Annotated in this window: 16 protein-coding genes; 6 read left to right on the top strand and 10 right to left on the bottom strand. The window is 70.4% G+C overall.

Annotation, left to right across the window (positions count from 1 at the left end; all coding sequences use genetic code 11):
* The 3 genes from ACYVLJ_RS38850 to ACYVLJ_RS38840 form a co-directional block, all read left to right on the top strand.
* A partial coding sequence (locus ACYVLJ_RS38850; RefSeq protein ID WP_460442404.1) for an IS3 family transposase occupies positions 1–811 on the top strand: 811 nt, incomplete at its 5' end.
* 261 nt (positions 812–1072) lie between these two features.
* On the top strand, positions 1073–2395 hold the full coding sequence (locus tag ACYVLJ_RS38845; RefSeq protein ID WP_460442403.1) for an ankyrin repeat domain-containing protein: 1323 nt from the start codon (positions 1073–1075) through the stop codon (positions 2393–2395).
* A gap of 70 nt (positions 2396–2465) precedes the next feature.
* Positions 2466–3329, top strand: a complete 864-nt coding sequence (locus ACYVLJ_RS38840; protein ID WP_460442402.1) for a nuclear transport factor 2 family protein — start codon at positions 2466–2468, stop codon at positions 3327–3329.
* Here the strand turns inward: ACYVLJ_RS38840 and ACYVLJ_RS38835 are convergent.
* The 4 genes from ACYVLJ_RS38835 to ACYVLJ_RS38820 form a co-directional block, all read right to left on the bottom strand.
* A complete protein-coding gene (locus ACYVLJ_RS38835; RefSeq protein WP_460442401.1) occupies positions 3326–3583 on the bottom strand; it encodes a DUF397 domain-containing protein in 258 nt (85 codons plus the stop codon). The two genes, ACYVLJ_RS38840 and ACYVLJ_RS38835, sit on opposite strands and share 4 nt — an antisense overlap.
* A 70-nt stretch (positions 3584–3653) precedes the next feature.
* Complete coding sequence (ilvC, locus tag ACYVLJ_RS38830; protein WP_086842286.1) at positions 3654–4667, bottom strand: ketol-acid reductoisomerase; 1014 nt, start codon at positions 4665–4667, stop codon at positions 3654–3656.
* A gap of 39 nt (positions 4668–4706) precedes the next feature.
* Positions 4707–5213, bottom strand: coding sequence for an acetolactate synthase small subunit (gene ilvN, locus ACYVLJ_RS38825; RefSeq protein ID WP_003080760.1), 507 nt, complete (start codon positions 5211–5213; stop codon positions 4707–4709).
* Between the two features lies 1 nt (position 5214).
* On the bottom strand, positions 5215–7107 hold the full coding sequence (locus tag ACYVLJ_RS38820) for an acetolactate synthase large subunit (protein ID WP_451979559.1): 1893 nt from the start codon (positions 7105–7107) through the stop codon (positions 5215–5217).
* A gap of 334 nt (positions 7108–7441) precedes the next feature.
* On the opposite strand from ACYVLJ_RS38820, the gene ACYVLJ_RS38815 reads away from it, so the two are divergent.
* Together ACYVLJ_RS38815 and ilvD are read left to right on the top strand one after the other, a co-directional pair.
* Entirely contained in the window at positions 7442–7882 is a 441-nt protein-coding gene (locus ACYVLJ_RS38815) for a PH domain-containing protein (protein ID WP_451979556.1), read from the top strand.
* A gap of 92 nt (positions 7883–7974) precedes the next feature.
* Positions 7975–9819: a dihydroxy-acid dehydratase gene (ilvD, locus tag ACYVLJ_RS38810; RefSeq protein WP_451979553.1), complete on the top strand. Its 1845-nt coding sequence runs from the start codon at positions 7975–7977 to the stop codon at positions 9817–9819.
* A 508-nt stretch (positions 9820–10327) separates the two neighbouring features.
* Here the strand turns inward: ilvD and ACYVLJ_RS38805 are convergent.
* Both ACYVLJ_RS38805 and ACYVLJ_RS38800 read right to left on the bottom strand, forming a co-directional pair.
* On the bottom strand, positions 10328–10903 hold the full coding sequence (locus tag ACYVLJ_RS38805; protein ID WP_451979551.1) for a DoxX family protein: 576 nt from the start codon (positions 10901–10903) through the stop codon (positions 10328–10330).
* Positions 10904–10947: 44 nt separating this feature from the next.
* Complete coding sequence (locus ACYVLJ_RS38800) at positions 10948–11856, bottom strand: NAD(P)-dependent oxidoreductase (RefSeq protein WP_451979548.1); 909 nt, start codon at positions 11854–11856, stop codon at positions 10948–10950.
* A 65-nt stretch (positions 11857–11921) separates the two neighbouring features.
* Here ACYVLJ_RS38800 and ACYVLJ_RS38795 point away from each other — a divergent pair, with 65 nt between their 5' ends.
* Positions 11922–13127 (top strand): PQQ-dependent sugar dehydrogenase, encoded by a 1206-nt coding sequence (locus ACYVLJ_RS38795; protein ID WP_460442400.1) that lies wholly within the window; start codon positions 11922–11924, stop codon positions 13125–13127.
* A 21-nt stretch (positions 13128–13148) separates the two neighbouring features.
* On the opposite strand, the gene ACYVLJ_RS38790 is transcribed toward ACYVLJ_RS38795, so the two are convergent.
* The 4 genes from ACYVLJ_RS38790 to ACYVLJ_RS38775 are packed head-to-tail and all read right to left on the bottom strand — an operon-like array spanning position 13149 to position 17039.
* Entirely contained in the window at positions 13149–14291 is a 1143-nt protein-coding gene (locus ACYVLJ_RS38790) for a Gfo/Idh/MocA family protein (RefSeq protein ID WP_460442399.1), read from the bottom strand.
* Positions 14288–15040, bottom strand: coding sequence for a cupin (locus ACYVLJ_RS38785; protein WP_460442398.1), 753 nt, complete (start codon positions 15038–15040; stop codon positions 14288–14290). Before ACYVLJ_RS38785 ends, ACYVLJ_RS38790 begins: the two co-directional genes overlap by 4 nt.
* The gene (locus tag ACYVLJ_RS38780; RefSeq protein WP_460442397.1) at positions 15037–15957 is read right to left on the bottom strand and encodes a DUF6807 domain-containing protein; all 921 of its coding nucleotides are present in this window, start codon (positions 15955–15957) and stop codon (positions 15037–15039) included. Before ACYVLJ_RS38780 ends, ACYVLJ_RS38785 begins: the two co-directional genes overlap by 4 nt.
* Entirely contained in the window at positions 15954–17039 is a 1086-nt protein-coding gene (locus tag ACYVLJ_RS38775) for a Gfo/Idh/MocA family protein (RefSeq protein WP_460442396.1), read from the bottom strand. The genes ACYVLJ_RS38780 and ACYVLJ_RS38775 overlap by 4 nt, the downstream gene beginning before the upstream one ends.
* Positions 17040–17049: the final 10 nt, after the last annotated feature.

Genomic DNA, 17049 nt, shown 5'->3' with positions numbered 1-17049 from the left:
CTTGCGCCGGCAGGGCTTCCACGAGTGGGTCGCCGCCGAGACGGCCCGGGCCCAGCGGGCGGCGGTCGAGGCCGACCTGGTCACCTTGATCGCCTCGATTCATGCCGAGCACCGGCGCGCCTACGGGATTCCGCGGATCACCGCGGAGCTGCACCGCCGCGGGATCGTGGTGAACCACAAGCGGGTCGAGCGGCTGATGCGCGAACACGGCCTGGCCGGGATCACCCGCCGCAAACGCCGGAACTTGACCCGGCCCGCGGCCGGCCCGGTCACCCCCGTGGCTGACCTGATCCGCCGCGACTTCACCGCCACCGCGCCCGGAGAACGCATGGTCGGGGACATCACCTGCCTGCCCACCCTCGAAGGCTGGCTCTACCTGGCCACCGTCATCGACCTGCACACCCGCGAAATCGTCGGCCACGCCATGGCCGACCACATGCGCACCGACCTCGTCTGCCAGGCGATCGACCTCGCCACCGCCCGCGGCCTCATCAACGATGACGCGGTCTTCCACTCCGACCGCGGCGTCCAATACACCTCGAGCCAGTTCCGGGCCGCTCTCACCGAACACAAGATCCGGCCCTCGGTCGGGCGGGTCGGGTCCTGCTACGACAACGCCGTCGCCGAAGCCTTCTTCGCCACCCTCAAGACCGAGATCGGCACCACAATCTGGCCCACCCGCGCCGCAGCCCGCCAGGACGTGTTCACCTGGCTGCACTACTACAACCACACGAGGCTGCACTCCACCGTCGGCCACAACACCCCCACCGAAACCCGCATCAACCACTACGCTCAAGCCTCAGCTGCCTGAAAACCCGTGTCCGCCTCACCGGGGCAACTCCAGTGTCGCCCCTCCAATCACGCGTGTCGCCCCTCCAATCACGCGTGATGCCTCCCCAATCACGCGTGATGCCCCTTCGATCACGGCGGAGTAGGGTGGCGGGGCGCGGTGAGGGCCGCGTCCCGTCCGCGGAAAGGGCCGAGCCCACCCCTGCAGCACCGCACCACCAGCTCCGCACCTTCTTTCCTGCCCGGTGCCGGCGGACCACGGGCGACGAGGGAAGGAGGCACCATGGGCACGTTGCCCGCCAAACCCAGCCTGGACCAGCTGCGCAAACGCGCGAAGGACCTCGCACGCGCCGAAGGCGTCAAACTCACCGAAGCGCAGTTCCGCATCGCGCGCGACCACGGCTTCCCGAGCTGGCCGAAGCTGCAGGCGTACGTCCGGCGCGTCACCGAGCACGGCGATGCCCTGCAGCACCCCTACCACCAGGACGTCGAGTACTACGCCGAACGCGCGCTCGGCCTGCTCGCGTCCGCGGAGGACGACACCCCCGGCGCGAAAGAACCGTTCGAGCGCTGGGGTCAGCCGCTCACCAAGGACGGCGCCCTCGTGGTCGTCGCCCGGGAACACGGTTTCGTTTCCTGGCGCGGACTCCGCGACCACGTCAAGTCCCTTGTGGACAGTGGCGAGCCGTTCGCCCGGGCGTACCGCGCCGTCGAGGCCCGGGACGCCGAGCAGCTCGAACGGCTCCTCGAGGAGTTCCCCGGCCTGGTCACCGCCCGCGGCACCAACGGCAACGACCTGCTCGGCATGGCCGGCGCGACAGGCGCCGAGCGGCTCAGCCGGGTGCTGCTGGCCCACGGCGCGGACCCGGCTCGCGGCAACGTCCACGGCTGGACGCCGTTGCACCAGGCCACCTACAGCAACCGGGCGCGACTCGTCGACGTCCTGCTCGAGGCGGGCGCACCGGTCGAGGTCTCCGCGCGCGGAGACGGGGGTACTCCCCTCGTCGTCGCGCTGTTCTGGGGCCACCGCCGGGCCGCGGAGAAGCTGGCCGCCCGCAGCCTGGCGCCCGGCAACCTGCGCGTCGCGGCCGGGCTCGGCCACGCCGGCCTCCTCGACGAGGTCCTGGGCCGTCCCGCCGCCGGTGCCCACCGCGGCTTCTACCGCCCGCACAGCGGATTCCCGAAGTGGCAGCCGACGGACGACCCGGCGGAGGTCCGCGACGAAGCCGTCGCGTGGGCGGCCCGCAACGACCGCACCGACGCCCTGCGCGCGCTGGCCGAGCACGGCGCCGACCTCGACGCGGACGTCTACCGCGGCACCGGCCTCACCTGGGCGGCGGCGACCGGCAGGCTCGCCGCGATCCGGACCCTGCTGGACCTCGGCGCCGACGTGAACCGGCGAGGCACGTTCGGCGGCCCGGGGCACGGCGAGCACGTGACGGCCCTGCACCTGGCCGCCCAGTCCGGGCACCTCGACGCGATCCGGCTCCTAGTCGAGGGCGGCGCCGACCTCGAAGCCCGGGACGGCCTCTTCGACAGCACTCCCGAGAAGTGGGCCGACGTCTGCGAGCAGCCGGCCGCCCGGGACCTCCTCCGATCCCTGTAGACAACCGGAGTCTGTAGTCCGTATCTTCAGAGGCGGACTACAGACTCCGCTTTGTCTACTGGGAGGACCCATGCCCGCACCCCGCGACGTCTTCGCCGCCCTGTCCGACGGCATCAGCGAAGGACGGTTCGGCGACCTTTCCGCGCTCTACGCCGAAGACACCGTCGTCGAACACCCCCAGGCCGTGCCGCGGCCGACGCGCATCGAGGGCCGCGACGCCGTCCACGAACGCTTTACCGGCGCCCTGGCCGGCGCGTACCGGCTCAAGCGTAAGAACGTCGTCGTCCACGAGACGACGGATCCCGAGGTGATCGTCGCCGAATACGACTACGACGCCGAGTCCGTCGAGACCGGCCGGACGATCCCGACGAACAACATCCAGGTCCTGCGCGTGCGCGACGGCCTGATCGTCCATTCCCGCGACTACCACGACTACCTGCGCCTGGCCGTCATCCGCGACGGCGTCGACCAGCTCGTGAAGGCCTACGAGGGGGCGCCGCCGCGCGAGCTGTCCCCGGTCACGCCGGAAAGCGCGGGCACGGTGTTCGAACGGCTCGTGCACGGCGTCGCGGGCGGGCGCTGGGACGAGCTGCCGGAGCTGTACGCCGAGGAAACCCACGTGACGCACCCGTTCCTGCCGGGTTCGGGCGTGGTCCGCACGCGCGACGAACTGCGCGAGCACTTCGCCGCGGGCAAGGCGCTCAACCCCGGCTTCTCGGTGACGGACCTGGTCACCTACCAGGGCCTCGATCCGGAGGTGCTGATCGGCGAGTTCGCCTACCAGGGCGAATACGGCGGCAAGCCGGTGCGCATCGCCAACATCTTCGCGATGCGGATCCGCGACGGCCTGGTCGTCGAATCCCGCGACTACGGCGACCACCTCGCCGTCGCCGGCGAGCTTGGCAAGATCCCCGAGCTGGCTGCGAAGCTCTAAGCGCTTCCGGGCAGGTCGAATTCGCCGTCCTCCACGCCCTTCCGGAACGCTTCCCACTCCGACGGCGTGAAGACCAGGGTCACCCCGTCCGGATCGGTCGACTTCCGCAGCGCGACGTAGGTGACGCCGTCGATGTGCGGGACCAGCGCGTACTCGGCGACCTCTTCGAGCGCGACACCCTCCGGCTCGGCCCGAATCCACTGCGCGCCGGAAAGGTCCAGCTCGTGCCGGATGTGCGCCTTGTCATCGGTCATGCGGCCAGCGTAACGAGAAGACGCGGAAGGGGACGCCCGGCATGCGGGCGTCCCCTTCCCGAACGGAAAATCAGGCGGTCTCGGTGATCGGCCGGTCCACCCACGACATCAGGTCGCGCAGCTTCTTGCCGGTCGCCTCGATCGGGTGCTGGTTGCCCTGCTCCTCGAGCTTGGTGAAGTTCGGCCGGCCGGCCTCGTCCTCGGCGACCCACTCGCGGGCGAACGTGCCGTCCTGGATCTCGCCGAGGATCTTCTTCATCTCTTCCTTGACCGCCGGCGAGATGACGCGCGGGCCGCGGGTCAGGTCGCCGTACTCGGCGGTGTCGGAGATCGAGTAGCGCTGGCGCGCGATGCCGCCCTCGTACATGAGGTCGACGATCAGCTTCAGCTCGTGCAGCACCTCGAAGTAGGCGATCTCCGGGGCGTAGCCGGCCTCGGTGAGCACCTCGAAGCCGGTCTGCACCAGCGCGGACGCGCCACCGCAGAGCACGGCCTGCTCGCCGAAGAGGTCGGTCTCGGTCTCCTCGGTGAACGTCGTCTTGATGACGCCGGCGCGGGCACCGCCGATGGCGGCCGCGTAGGAGAGGGCGAGCGCTTGGGCGTTGCCGGAGGCGTCCTGCTCCACGGCGATGAGCGCCGGGACGCCCTTGCCGTCGACGAACTGGCGGCGGACCAGGTGGCCCGGGCCCTTCGGGGCGACCATGGCGACGTCGACGTTCGACGGCGGCTTGATCAGGTCGTAGCGGATGTTGAAGCCGTGCCCGAAGAAGAGCGCGTCACCGTCCTTGAGGTTCGGCGCGATGTCCTGCTCGTAGATGAAGCGCTGCTTCGTGTCCGGCGCCAGGATCATGATCAGGTCGGCCTCGGCCGACGCCTCGGCCGGGGTGAGCACGCGCAGGCCCTGCTCCTCGGCCTTCGCCCGCGACTTGGACCCCTCGGGCAGGCCGATGCGGACGTCGACGCCGGAGTCGCGCAGGCTCAGCGAGTGGGCGTGGCCCTGGCTGCCGTAGCCGATCACGGCGACCTTGCGCCCCTGGATGATCGAGAGGTCGGCGTCGTCGTCGTAGAAGATTTCCACTGCCATGGGGGTTACTGCTTCCTTTCCTGACTTACAAAGACTTCGTTAACGCGGTGAGGTGGCAGTGATGGAACGGGCGCCACGCCCGACCGCGACCATGCCGGACTGGACCAGCTCGCGGATGCCATAGGGCTCCAGCATCCGCAGCAGGGCACCGATCTTGTCCGACGTCCCGGTCGCCTCGACGGTGAGCGCCTCCGGGGACACGTCCACCACCTTCGCACGGAAGAGCTGGACGGTTTCGAGGACCTGGCTGCGCACGGTGTTGTCGGCGCGGACCTTCACGAGCAGCAGTTCGCGCTGCACGGCGGTCGACTGCTCCAGCTCGACGATCTTGATCACGTTGACCAGCTTGTTGAGCTGTTTGGTCACCTGCTCGAGCGGTAGCTCTTCGACAGCGACCACGATCGTCATCCGGGACACCTCGGGGTTTTCCGTGGGCCCGACGGCGAGGGACTCGATGTTGAACCCGCGGCGGGAGAACAGGCCCGAGACGCGTGCGAGCACACCCGGCTTGTTCTCGACCAGCACACTCAGCGTGTGGACGCTCATCTCAGCGCTCACCTTCCCCGGCGGCTTCCGCGGCGGCCTCGGTCGTCTCGACCGAAACCTCGTCGTCGTCGAACAGCGGCCGGATGCCCCGGACCGCCATGATCTCGTCGTTGCCGGTGCCCGCGGCGACCATCGGCCACACCTGGGCATCCTTCCCCACGACGAAGTCGATCACGACGGGGCGGTCGTTGATCTCCATCGCGCGGCGGATGGTGGCGTCGACGTCTTCCTTCGTCTCGCACCGCAGGCCCGCGCAGCCCAGCGCCTCGGCCAGCAGCACGAAGTCCGGGATGCGGTGCTTGTGCGTGCCGAGGTCGGTGTTCGAGTACCGCTCCGAGTAGAAGAGGTTCTGCCACTGGCGGACCATGCCCAGGTTGCCGTTGTTGATGACGGCGACCTTGATCGGCGCGCCCTCGATCGCGCAGGTGGCGAGCTCCTGGTTGGTCATCTGGAAGCAGCCGTCGCCGTCGATCGCCCACACCGGGGTGTCCGGGACGCCGAACTGCGCGCCCATCGCGGCGGGGACGGCGAAGCCCATGGTGCCGAGGCCGCCGGAGTTGATCCAGGTGCGCGGGTTCTCGTACTTGACGAACTGGGCGGCCCACATCTGGTGCTGGCCGACACCGGCGGCGTACACCGCGTCCGGGCCGACGAGCTCGCCGATCCGCTCGATGACGTACTGCGGCGACAGCGAACCGTCGTCGGGCCACTCGTAACCGGCCGGGTAGGTCTTGCGCCAGTCGTCGGCCTGGGTCCACCAGTCGGCGAGGTCCGGCCGGCCGCCGTGCTCGAACTCCGTGGTCACCGCGGCGATCAGTTCGCCGATGATCTCCTTGCAGTCGCCCACGATCGGCACGTCGGCCTTGCGGTTCTTGGAGATCTCGGCCGGGTCGATGTCGGCGTGCACGATCGCGGCGTCCGGCGCGAACGACGACAGCTGGCCGGTGACCCGGTCGTCGAACCGGGCGCCGAGCGCGATCAGCAGGTCGGCGCGCTGCATCGCGGCGACGGCGGCGACCGAGCCGTGCATGCCCGGCATGCCGAGGTGCTGCGGGTGCGAGTCGGGGAACGCACCGCGCGCCATCAGCGTGGTGACGACGGGGATGTTCGTCAGCTCGGCCAGCTGCTTCAGCTGCTCGTGCGCCTCGGCCTTGATCACGCCGCCACCGACGTACAGCACCGGGCGACGCGACTTCGCGATCAGCTTCGCCGCTTCGCGGACCTGCTTGCCGTGCGGGCGCAACGTCGGGCGGTAGCCCGGAAGGCGCAGCTCGGTCGGCCAGGAGAACGAGGTCATCTCCTGCAGCACGTCCTTGGGGATGTCCACCAGCACCGGGCCGGGCCGGCCCGTGGACGCCAGGTGGAACGCCTCGGCGATGGTCCGCGGGATCTCCGCGGGGTCCGTGACGAGGAAGTTGTGCTTGGTGATCGGCATGGTGATGCCGCAGATGTCGGCTTCCTGGAAGGCGTCCGTGCCGATCAGCGACCGGGACTGCTGCCCGGTGATCGCGACGACCGGGACGGAGTCCATGTTCGCGTCGGCCAGCGGGGTGACCAGGTTGGTCGCGCCCGGGCCCGACGTCGCCATGCAGACGCCGACCTTGCCGGTGGCCTGCGCGTAGCCGGTGGCCGCGTGGCCCGCGCCCTGCTCGTGGCGGACCAGGATGTGGCGGACCTTCGTCGAGTCCAGCAGCGGGTCGTAGGCGGGCAGGATCGTGCCGCCCGGAATGCCGAAGACCACCTCGGCGCCGACCGCCTCGAGCGAGCGCACGAGGGACTGCGCGCCGGTGACGCGCACCGGGGTTCCCGCCGGTGGCGCCGGCTTCGGACGTGCTCCGGGCGTTCCGGGCGTCGGCCCGGGTTTCGCGTCGCTGCGCGACGTGGCACTGGTCATCGGTTCTGCCTCGTGGGTCTCGGTGTCACTCGTTCGGGTCTTTTTTGAGCTCTATCGGTGCGGTGGGGCGGGGAATCTCTTCCCTAGGGCAACAAAAAACCCTCGCCGACCGTAAGGTCGCACGAGGGTCGCGCGTCGACGCAGCGGAAAGACTTCCCTAAGCGTCGACGCGCTTGGGAAGTACGAGGCCGGTCAGCGGTGTCACGACGCTGACGCTAGTCCGAAGGCCTCTCGAGTGTCAACTCTGCGGGATGACGTGTCCGCATCGTGGACGGGGGTCACACCCGCGCGACCCGGGTTCGGGCCGGTCCGCGCCGCGGTGCACCATTTCCGCGTGGCCGAAAAAGACCAGGACGAAGGCCGTAAGGCCGTCTTCCGCATCCCCCGTACGTCCTTCATGGCGATCGCGCTCCTGACGATCTGCGTGACGCCGGTCGCGCTCGGGGACATCCCGTACCTGCAGTGGCTCTACATCTTCCCGATCGCGCTCGCGGTGTTCGTGATCCGGACGCGCACGGTCGCGACGCGCGAAGGCCTGGCGACGCGCACGATGTTCGGTCACCGCGACGTCCCGTGGACGGCACTGAAGGGCCTCGCGATCACGAAGAAGGCGCGCGTCCAGGCGGTGCTGAAGGACGACACGAAGGTGCCGCTGCCGACCGTCCGGACCCGGCACCTGCCCGTGCTGTCGCTGGTCAGCGAAGGTCTGGTGGCGGATCCGAGCGGGCTGCTGGACGCCGAGGACATCAAGCCGGCGGAGAAGCCCGCCGAATAGCCCGGTCTCCCGACAGGCTAAATTGGTAGGACCAGTTTCGCCGGAGTGTCCCGGACCTCCGCCTGGCCCACCATCCGACCTGGGAGTTCGCCGTGCCGCCTCTCCGTTCCCGGACCACCACTCACGGCCGCAACGCCGCGGGCGCCCGCTCGCTCTGGCGCGCCACCGGCATGACCGACAGCGACTTCGGCAAGCCGATCGTGGCGATCGCCAACTCCTACACCCAGTTCGTGCCCGGCCACGTGCACCTCAAGGACCTCGGCGAGATCGTCGCCGGCGCGGTGAAGGAGGCGGGCGGCGTCGCGCGCGAGTTCCACACGATCGCCGTCGACGACGGCATCGCGATGGGTCACTCCGGCATGCTCTACTCGCTGCCTTCGCGCGAGATCATCGCCGACTCGGTGGAGTACATGGTCAACGCGCACCAGGCCGACGCGCTGGTGTGCATCTCCAACTGCGACAAGATCACCCCGGGCATGCTCAACGCCGCGATGCGGCTGAACATCCCGGTGGTGTTCGTCTCGGGCGGCCCGATGGAGGCCGGCAAGGCGGTCGTCGTCGGCGGCGTCGCGCAGGCCCCGACCGACCTCATCACCGCGATCGCGGCGTCGGCGAGCCCCGAGGTCGACGAGGACGGCCTGGCCGTCGTCGAGCGCTCGGCGTGCCCGACGTGCGGGTCGTGCTCCGGCATGTTCACCGCGAACTCCATGAACTGCCTCACCGAGGCCCTCGGGTTGTCGCTTCCCGGCAACGGCTCCACGCTGGCGACGCACGCCGCGCGCCGCGCGCTGTTCGAGGAGGCCGGCCGTACGGTCGTCGAGCTGTGCCGCCGGTGGTACGAAAACGACGACGACTCGGTCCTGCCGCGCTCGATCGCGTCGAAGGCGGCGTTCGAGAACGCGATGGCCCTCGACATGGCGATGGGCGGCTCGACGAACACGGTGCTGCACATCCTCGCCGCCGCCCAGGAGGGCGAGGTCGACTTCACGATCGCCGACATCGACGCGATCGGCCGCCGCGTGCCCTGCCTGTCGAAGGTGGCGCCGAATTCCGACTACCACATGGAGGACGTCCACCGCGCGGGCGGAATCCCGGCGATCCTGGGCGAGCTGTACCGCGGCGGCCTGCTGAACACGGACGTCCGTTCGGTCCACTCGCCCGACATCGAGTCGTGGCTCGGCACCTGGGACATCCGCGCCGCTTCGCCGTCCGAAACGGCTCTCGAACTGTTCCACGCGGCCCCGGGCGGCGTCCGCACGACGGAAGCGTTCTCGACGTCGAACCGCTGGTCTTCGCTCGACACTGACGCTTCCGGTGGTTGCATCCGCGACGTCGAGCACGCGTACACGAAGGACGGCGGCCTGGCGATCCTCCGCGGCAACCTCGCCGAAAACGGCGCGGTGATCAAGGCGGCGGGCATCGACGAGGACCTGTGGCACTTCGAAGGCCCGGCGCGGGTGCTGGAGAGCCAGGAGGAAGCCGTGTCGGCGATCCTCAAGAAGGAGATCCAGCCGGGCGAAGTCCTGGTGATCCGCTACGAAGGCCCGGCGGGCGGCCCGGGCATGCAGGAGATGCTGCACCCGACGGCATTCCTGAAGGGCTCGGGCCTGGGCAAGAAGTGCGCCCTGATCACGGACGGCCGCTTCTCGGGCGGCTCATCGGGCATCTCGGTGGGCCACATCTCCCCGGAAGCGGCGGCAGGCGGCTTGATCGCCCTGGTGGAGAACGGCGACCGCATCCTGCTGGACGTCCACGAGCGCCGCCTCGAGCTGCTGGTGGACGCGGAGATCCTGGCCGAGCGCCGCGCCAAGATGGAGGCATCGGAGCGCCCGTGGCAGCCGAAGGACCGCCAGCGCCCGATCACGGCGGCCCTGCGTGCATACGCCCGCATGGCCACGTCCGCCGACACGGGCGCGGTCCGCGACGTGAACAAGTAGGTAGCGCATCAGCCGCGAAGGCCGTCCCGTTCTCGGGGCGGCCTTTCGGCATTCCGCCCCGCGTAGGCCGTCCCACCCCCAGGGCGACCTTCCGCCGTCCCGTTTCAGCCGCGACGGCCCGCTCCCGGTGTGGCCTTTCGGCATCCCGCCTGAGCCGCGGCAGTCATCCCACTCCCCATGGCGGCGTCTCGCCATTCCACTTCAGCCGCGAAGGCCCGCTCTCAGAGTGACTTTCCGCCTCAGCCGCAAAGACCCGCTCCTGGCGCGACCTTTCGGCATTCCGCCCCGTGAAGGCCTTCGCTCCTGGGACTCCCCCTCAACCGCAATGGCTATCCCCGTCCCCCGGTCGGCCTTCCGCCATTCCGGAGCCCCGCCCGTGAGGGGGACCCCCGGTTTCAACGCTACCGGCAAGCACCGACGATCCCGCGCCCGCGCACCGGAGTTGTCCACAGCCTGACCTCGCAACCCCGGGTTGTCCACAGCCACCCAAGGTCGCCCTCGGTCCGCGCTACCGCGTCAAGACAATGACCACCACGGCAGCCGCAGCAGCCAGCAGCAGCGAAACCAGCCCCAGCGGCAACGGCCGCTTCCGCCACGGCGTGTTCCGCTCCAGCGAAATCGGCCCGGACCCGGTGAAGATCAGGCTGAGCGCCGTCGCCCCCAGCAGCAGCTCGAACTCGAACCCCTGCCCCTGCTGCTCGAAGAACCCACCGTGGAACTTGGCGTAGACGACGTTCGCGGCGATGCCGAGCAGGCCCGCCGCGGCCAGCGGCGTGAAGAGCCCGACGATCACCAGGGCCCCGCCACCGACCTCGACGATGCCCGTGATCCACGACAGCAGCGTCGTCTGCTTGTGGTAGCCGAACGTCTCCAGCATCCGCGCGAACCCGCCGATGCCGGGCCCGCCGAACAGGCCGAACAGGTGCTGCAGGCCGTGCGCGCCCATGGTCACGCCGAGCGCCAGTCGCAGGATCAGCAGGCCGAGGCCCAGCCCGCCCTGGCGTGGGGTGTCATCGGCACCGTCGTCCTCGACGCCCGACAGGAGGCTGGTGGGCTGCTGCGAGTAATCGTCTCCACTGCTCACGCGCGAAGGGTAGGGGATCCACCCCGGCGTGGCGAGCCGCCGCGCTAGTACTCGCCGTGCACGAGGTTGTCCGGCAGCTCGCCCCCGGCGTACCGCGCGATTTCGGCCGCCGCGACGGCGTACGACCGGGCCCGCACCCCGCGCACCGCCCCGCCGACGTGCGGGGTCAGCAGCAGGCCCGGCGCCGTCCACAGCGGGTGCCCGGGCGGCGGCGGCTCGGGATCGGTGACGTCGAGCGCGGCGCGCAACCGGCCCGTGGTCAATTCGGCGACCAAGGCTGCGGTGTCCACGACGGCGCCGCGGGCCACGTTGACCAGCACCGCGCCGTCGCGCATCTCGGCGAGGAACTCCGCGTCGACCATCCCGCGGGTGCGCGAGGTCAGCGGCACCATCAGCACGACGACGTCGTGGAGGCCGAGCAGCGAGGGCAGCTCGCGCACGCCGTGCACGCCCTCCCGCGCCGTCATCCCGACCATCGTGCACCGCGCGTCGAACGGCTCGAGCCGCCGCCGCAGGTGCCGCCCCAGGTCACCGGCGCCGACGATCAGCACGCGCTTGCCCTGCAGCGTGTCGGCCGATTGCCGGTCCCACCGCTGCTCGCGCTGCGCCTCGGCGAAGACGTCCAGTTTCCGGTACATCGACAACAGCGCGGCGACGACCCATTCGGCGGTGCTCCCGCCGTGCGCGCCCCGGCAGGTGGAGAGCAGCACGCCGTCGGGCACCTTGCCGATCCAGTCCTCGGCCCCCGCGGCCAGCAGCTGGATCAGCTTCAGGTTCGGCAGCGTGCGCCACAGCTCCTCGCCCGGCGGGTGCTTGCCGGGGATGAGCACCTCGGCCTTCCCGGCCTCCGGCGGCACGGCCTCGCCCCACTGGAAGCGCACGGGCAGGACCCGCGGAACCTCGGCGAGCACGGACATGCCCTCGTCGTCGGGCACCAGCACGGTCAGCGTCATGATCCCCAACGTAATCCAGGAGTACTCACCCATGGTTCACGCACCTGGCCCTAGGCTGGGGAATCATGCGAACCCGGTACCGCTCGGCCCTGCTGGCGATCTTGGCCTGCGGCGTCCTGCTGCCCGCCGGGTGCGCGCGGTTCGACGACACCGCGGCGGGCCAGACGTTCAGCCCCGCGCCCGTCCCCAGCCCCGAGTCGCCGCCCGAGGTCCAGGGCCCCGGCTCGGACTCCGGCGGCGACGGCAAGCAGGTGCGTCCCGGCCAGGCCACGCCGGTGCCACCGCCCCAGGGCTGCAAGGACTTCAACCAGTCGGTGATCGCGACCTGCCTGGACACCGTCGCCGCGGTCGCCGGCCTGCCGGGCGACGGCTCCACGCCGAGCGCGCTGGCGGGCGAGCGCAAGAGCGGCCGCGTGCTGCTCGCGACGGCGGGCAAGGACGCCACGGACTTCGCGAAGCTCGACGTCCAAGCGGACGGTGACGGCGGCCTGACCGGCCTCGCGCTCTCGCCGTCGTACGTCGAGGACCAGCTCGTGTTCGCTTATGTGACCACGGCGACGGACAACCGCGTCGTGCGGTTCGCGAAGGGCCAGGCGGCGAAGCCGGTGCTCACCGGCATCCCCAAGGGCGCGACCGGCAACCGCGGCACGATCAGCACGGACAACCGCGGCGCGCTGCTCGTCGCGACCGGCGACGCGGGCAACCCGAACGCCGCCGCCGACCCCAGCTCCCTCGCCGGGAAGGTGCTGCGGATCGACACGTCCGGCAAGGCCGCGTCGGGCAATCCGAAGGGGTCCCTGGCGGTCGCGGCCGGACTGCACGCCCCGGGCGGGCTGTGCGCCTCCGCCGACGGCGGCCGCGTCTGGGTCACCGACCGGCTCGCCGACAAGGACGCCATCTACCGCGTACAGGCCGGCCAGCCGCTCACGACGCCGGCGTGGACGTGGCAGGACAAGCCGGGCGTCGCGGGCTGCGCGGACTTCGTCGACGCGAACGGCTCGGTCTCGGTCGGCATGTCGCTGGCCGGGAACCTGCAGAACCTGCCGGTGACGGCCGAAGGCGCGGTCAGCGGCAAGCCGACCGTCAGCCTGGACGGCAAGACCGGCAAGCCACCGGAGACGTTCGGGCGGCTCGCCGGGATGAGCATGATCAACCCGCAGATGGCGGTGGCCGGCACGGTCAACAAGGACGGCGGCAAGCCGGTCTCGAGCGACGACCGCGTGGTCCTGATCACACCGGCAACCTCCGGCGGCGGCAACGGCAAGGACTGACCCGGGCAGCCACGCCGGCGGCTAAGTCAGCGGCTTCAGCTCCACCCGCCGTCCCTCGGCCGACGACGCCAGCCCGGCTTCGGCGAGCTGCAACCCGCGCGCGGCCGAGAAGAAGTCGTACCGGTGCGGCCGCCCGGCGACGACGTCCCGGACGAACTCCTCCCACTGGGCCTTGAAGCCGTTGTCGAACTCGGTGTTGTCCGGCACTTCTTGCCACTGGTCGCGGAACGGCTCGGTGGCCGGGAGGTCGGGGTTCCAGACCGGCTTGGGCGTCGCGGACCGGTGCTGGACGCGGCATCGTCGCAATCCGGCTACGGCGCTGCCCTCGGTGCCGTCGACCTGGAACTCGACCAGCTCGTCGCGGAACACCCGCGTGGACCACGACGAGTTGATCTGCGCGATAGCTCCCGATTCGAGCTCGAAAATGCCATACGCGGCATCGTCGGCCGTCGCCGCGTACGGCTCCCCCTGCTCGTCCCACCGGCGCGGGATGTGCGTGGTCGCTTTCGCGGTCACAGCCGATACGCGGCCGAAGAGGTTCTCCAGGACGTAGTTCCAGTGGCAGAACATGTCGAGCACGATCCCGCCGCCGTCTTCGGCGCGGTAGTTCCAGCTCGGCCGCTGCGCTTCCTGCCAGTCGCCCTCGAAGACCCAGTAGCCGAACTCACCGCGCACCGACAGGATTCGTCCGAAGAACCCACCTTTGACGAGCCGCTGCAGTTTGCGCAGGCCGGGGAGGAACAGCTTGTCGTGCACGACGCCGTGGCAGATCCCGGCGTCCCGCGCGAGACCGGCCAGTTCCAGCGCCGACGCCAGCGACTCGGCCAGCGGCTTCTCGGCGTAGACGTGCTTGCCCGCGGCGATCGCGGCCCGCACCGACGGCTCGCGCGCCGACGTCAGCTGGGCGTCGAAGTAGATCTGGACATCACCCAGCGCGGATTCGACGTCCGTCGTCCACGCGGTCAAGCCGTGCCGATCGGCCAGGTCCTTCAGCTTCGCCGCGTTGCGCCCGGCGAGGACCGGTTCGAGCTGCACGCGGGAGCCGTCGGAAAGTTCGACACCGCCTTGTTCGCGGATGGCCAGCACCGACCGCAGCAGGTGCTGCCGGTAGCCCATCCGGCCGGTGACGCCGTTGAGCAGCACGCCGATGCTCGTCTGGTTCATCGCTGGCGGCCTTCCTGGTCGAGGGCGTCCCCGCCGGACGGCGAGGTGACACCCGGGATGTCGTATTCCGCGCGGCGCCCGCACATGCCGTAGCCGTCCGGGTTCGACGGCGTCGCGACCCGGACACCCGACCGGTCGAGGTGGCTCCCGTCGCCGTCGGCGAGGGCCTTGAGGTGCGCGCCGGTCAGCTCGGCGGCCTTGAGCGCTCCGGCCTCCCAGCGCGGCACCCAGTCTCCGATTTTCGGCGACACGAGCGCGACGGCCGCCCGGTGGAACGCGCGCAACGGTTCGGCGTCGCCGTCCCGCAGCGCCTCCCGGAGCGGCAGGTATCCGCGAATGGCCAGGTCACGACGCCTTTTCGCCGTGTCGTCATTATTCGGCAACGCGGCGGCCTCGGCATATGCGGCCGGGTCGGCAAGTACATCGGGCGGAAAAGTGAACACGGCGTCGCCTGCCTCGGGCAGGCCACTGTTCTGCATGAGGACGGTGACGCGCAGGCCGTCGCCCTGCACCATCCGGTGGACGGTCCCCGGCGCGAACCACGCGATCACGCCGGCTTCGAGCGGCGTCTCCGCGTAGCCGTCGACGCTCAGCGTCTGGACGGCGCCCTGGCCGCCGGTGACGATGTAGGCCTCGGTGCAGGCGAGGTGCAGGTGCGGGCTGCCGCCGCAGACGCCGTCCTCGGCCTCCCAGCCGTAGGCACGCAGGTGCGAAACGCCGACGCCGCCCGGTAGCGGGAATTCGTTCATGACCATCCGTGCCTGTCGAGGTAGCGGGTCACCTGATCGCGGTCCCATGCGCCGTCGGCGACCACGACCCGGTAGCGGTAGGTGAAGCTCTCCCCCGGCGGCAGGGCGAACTCTTCGAAGAACGCCCACGAGAAGGCGACCATGGGCGTGTCCTTGGAACGGACGAACCAGTGCGACTCGTGGATCGCGTCGTCGTTTTCCGGCGAATGGGCGAAGACCAGCGTCGAGTGCGCGTCGACGTCGTCGTGCTCGCCGACGAACGCCAGCCACGGCGCCTGCGCGCCCATCATGGCGTCGCCGCCGAGGTCACCGGGCCCGAGAACGCGCCCGCCGCTGAAGTCGCGCGGGCCTCGCCAGTGCAGGCCGGTGTACCCGGCCTGCTCGCGGCCGGCGGTGGTCGGGCTGCCGAACACGAGCGGGACGTCGCGGACGTTGGTCAGCTCGATGCCCCAGTCGATGGCCCAGGCACCCTCGTCGGGCTCGACGGAGTGGACGACGATGTCCCGCCGCTCACGCGCCCACTCGTCGCCGCGGTTGGCGACCCAGGTGAGCCGTTCGGCGAAGGTCAGCCGGTCGCCGTCGACGGTGAAGCCGGCGAACCCGTCGTGCCGCATCGAGCCGATGCGATCGGGCAGGTCCTGGTACCAGTCACCGGGGACGTAGGTGTGGCCGCCCCAGAAGTTCTGGCCGGACAGGTGGCTGGACGTCATCTGCAGGCCCTTGTGCCACCGGTGGTCGGCGGGCCGGTATCCGCTGACGCGCCGCCCGCGAAGGGTGCGCAGCGGGTGGGTGTAGGGCTTGCGGGACTCGTAGGCGACGGGGTCGGGCTTGTACACATAGGACATCAGCTGAACCCCGGCGGCTTCGACGATCACGCGGTCGCCGTGCCGGTGGGTGACGGTGATGGCCTCGCTCATCGCGCCTCGCCTCCCGACATCGTGCGGTAGAAGGGGTCGCCGGGACCGATCTCCCCGCGCCGCACGCTCTGCCCGGTGAAGGCGGCCTTGTACAGCGAGGCGACGAACTCGAGCACCCGCCGCCCGTCAGCCCCGCTGCAGGGCGGCCGCCGCTTGGCTCGAAAAGCGTCCAAAACAGGCTTCAACGCGGCGGCGTGCGAGCTGCCGACGTCCTCCTGCAGTTCGCTCTTCGCGCTGGTCAGGTGGGTGTATCGCCAGTTTTCGGCAACGTACCCGTAGAGGTGCGTGAGCTCCACGGTGGCGAGCTCGCAGTCGATCCGGATCCGGCTGACTTCGTCCGGCGAGAGGACACTGTTGACGACAGTCGCCAGCGCCCCCGACTCGAACCGGACAAGCGCGGTGGAGACGTCCTCGGTCTCGACGTCGTGCACGAGCCGCGCGGTCATCGCCTGGACTTCGGCCCACTCGCCGGCGGCGTTCACGTCGCCGGAGAGCAGGTGGAGCAGCAGGTCCATCTGGTGGATGCCGTGCCCCATCGCGGGCCCGCCCCCTTCGGTCTCCCACCGCCCCCGCCACGGGACCGCGTAGTAGCCGGCGTCGCGATACCAGGTGGTCTGACAATGCGCGACAAGGGGACGCCCCAGCGCACCTCGGGCGAGCAGCTGCCGAAAGCGTTCGGCAGACGACCCGGACCGCTGCTGGTACACGAAGGAGGCGTAGGGACCGCCGTCCCGTTCGACGGACGTCATCTCGTCGTACTCGGCAAGCGAACGACAAGGCGGCTTCTCACACCAGACCCAGGCACCGCTTTCCAGGGCCTCCTTGGTCTGCTCGACATGCAACCCTGGCGGCGTGCAGATCGAAACGAGGTCGGGTTCCTGCTCGGCAAGCAACGTACCGAGGTCCTGATACGGCTTGGCATGGTCGGTCGCCGCGCACAACGCAACGGCCCGCCCCTCATCGACATCCGCGACGCCCACCAGGTCGACGTCATCGCGGTGGGCCTCATAGGCCTTGCGATGGCTGTCCGCGATCGCCCCAGCCCCGACGACGGCAACCCGCAAGCGCTTTCCCTGAGCCACCCCGGACCTC

This window comes from Amycolatopsis stemonae (assembly GCF_054781455.1).
This window is presented reverse-complemented; position numbering and strand designations above follow the sequence as displayed.

Excerpts from the sequence above, each read along its gene's own strand:
- ACYVLJ_RS38780 (WP_460442397.1), bottom strand. The coding sequence starts at position 15,957 with ATGAGCGAGGCCATCACCGTCACCCACCGGCACGGCGACCGCGTGATC.
- ACYVLJ_RS38790 (WP_460442399.1), bottom strand. The coding sequence starts at position 14,291 with ATGAACCAGACGAGCATCGGCGTGCTGCTCAACGGCGTCACCGGCCGG.
- ilvC (WP_086842286.1), bottom strand. The coding sequence starts at position 4,667 with ATGGCAGTGGAAATCTTCTACGACGACGACGCCGACCTCTCGATCATC.
- ACYVLJ_RS38845 (WP_460442403.1), top strand. The coding sequence starts at position 1,073 with ATGGGCACGTTGCCCGCCAAACCCAGCCTGGACCAGCTGCGCAAACGC.
- ilvN (WP_003080760.1), bottom strand. The coding sequence starts at position 5,213 with ATGAGCGTCCACACGCTGAGTGTGCTGGTCGAGAACAAGCCGGGTGTG.
- ACYVLJ_RS38800 (WP_451979548.1), bottom strand. The coding sequence starts at position 11,856 with ATGACGCTGACCGTGCTGGTGCCCGACGACGAGGGCATGTCCGTGCTC.
- ACYVLJ_RS38785 (WP_460442398.1), bottom strand. The coding sequence starts at position 15,040 with ATGAACGAATTCCCGCTACCGGGCGGCGTCGGCGTTTCGCACCTGCGT.
- ACYVLJ_RS38820 (WP_451979559.1), bottom strand. The coding sequence starts at position 7,107 with ATGACCAGTGCCACGTCGCGCAGCGACGCGAAACCCGGGCCGACGCCC.
- ACYVLJ_RS38840 (WP_460442402.1), top strand. The coding sequence starts at position 2,466 with ATGCCCGCACCCCGCGACGTCTTCGCCGCCCTGTCCGACGGCATCAGC.
- ACYVLJ_RS38795 (WP_460442400.1), top strand. The coding sequence starts at position 11,922 with ATGCGAACCCGGTACCGCTCGGCCCTGCTGGCGATCTTGGCCTGCGGC.
- ACYVLJ_RS38835 (WP_460442401.1), bottom strand. The coding sequence starts at position 3,583 with ATGACCGATGACAAGGCGCACATCCGGCACGAGCTGGACCTTTCCGGC.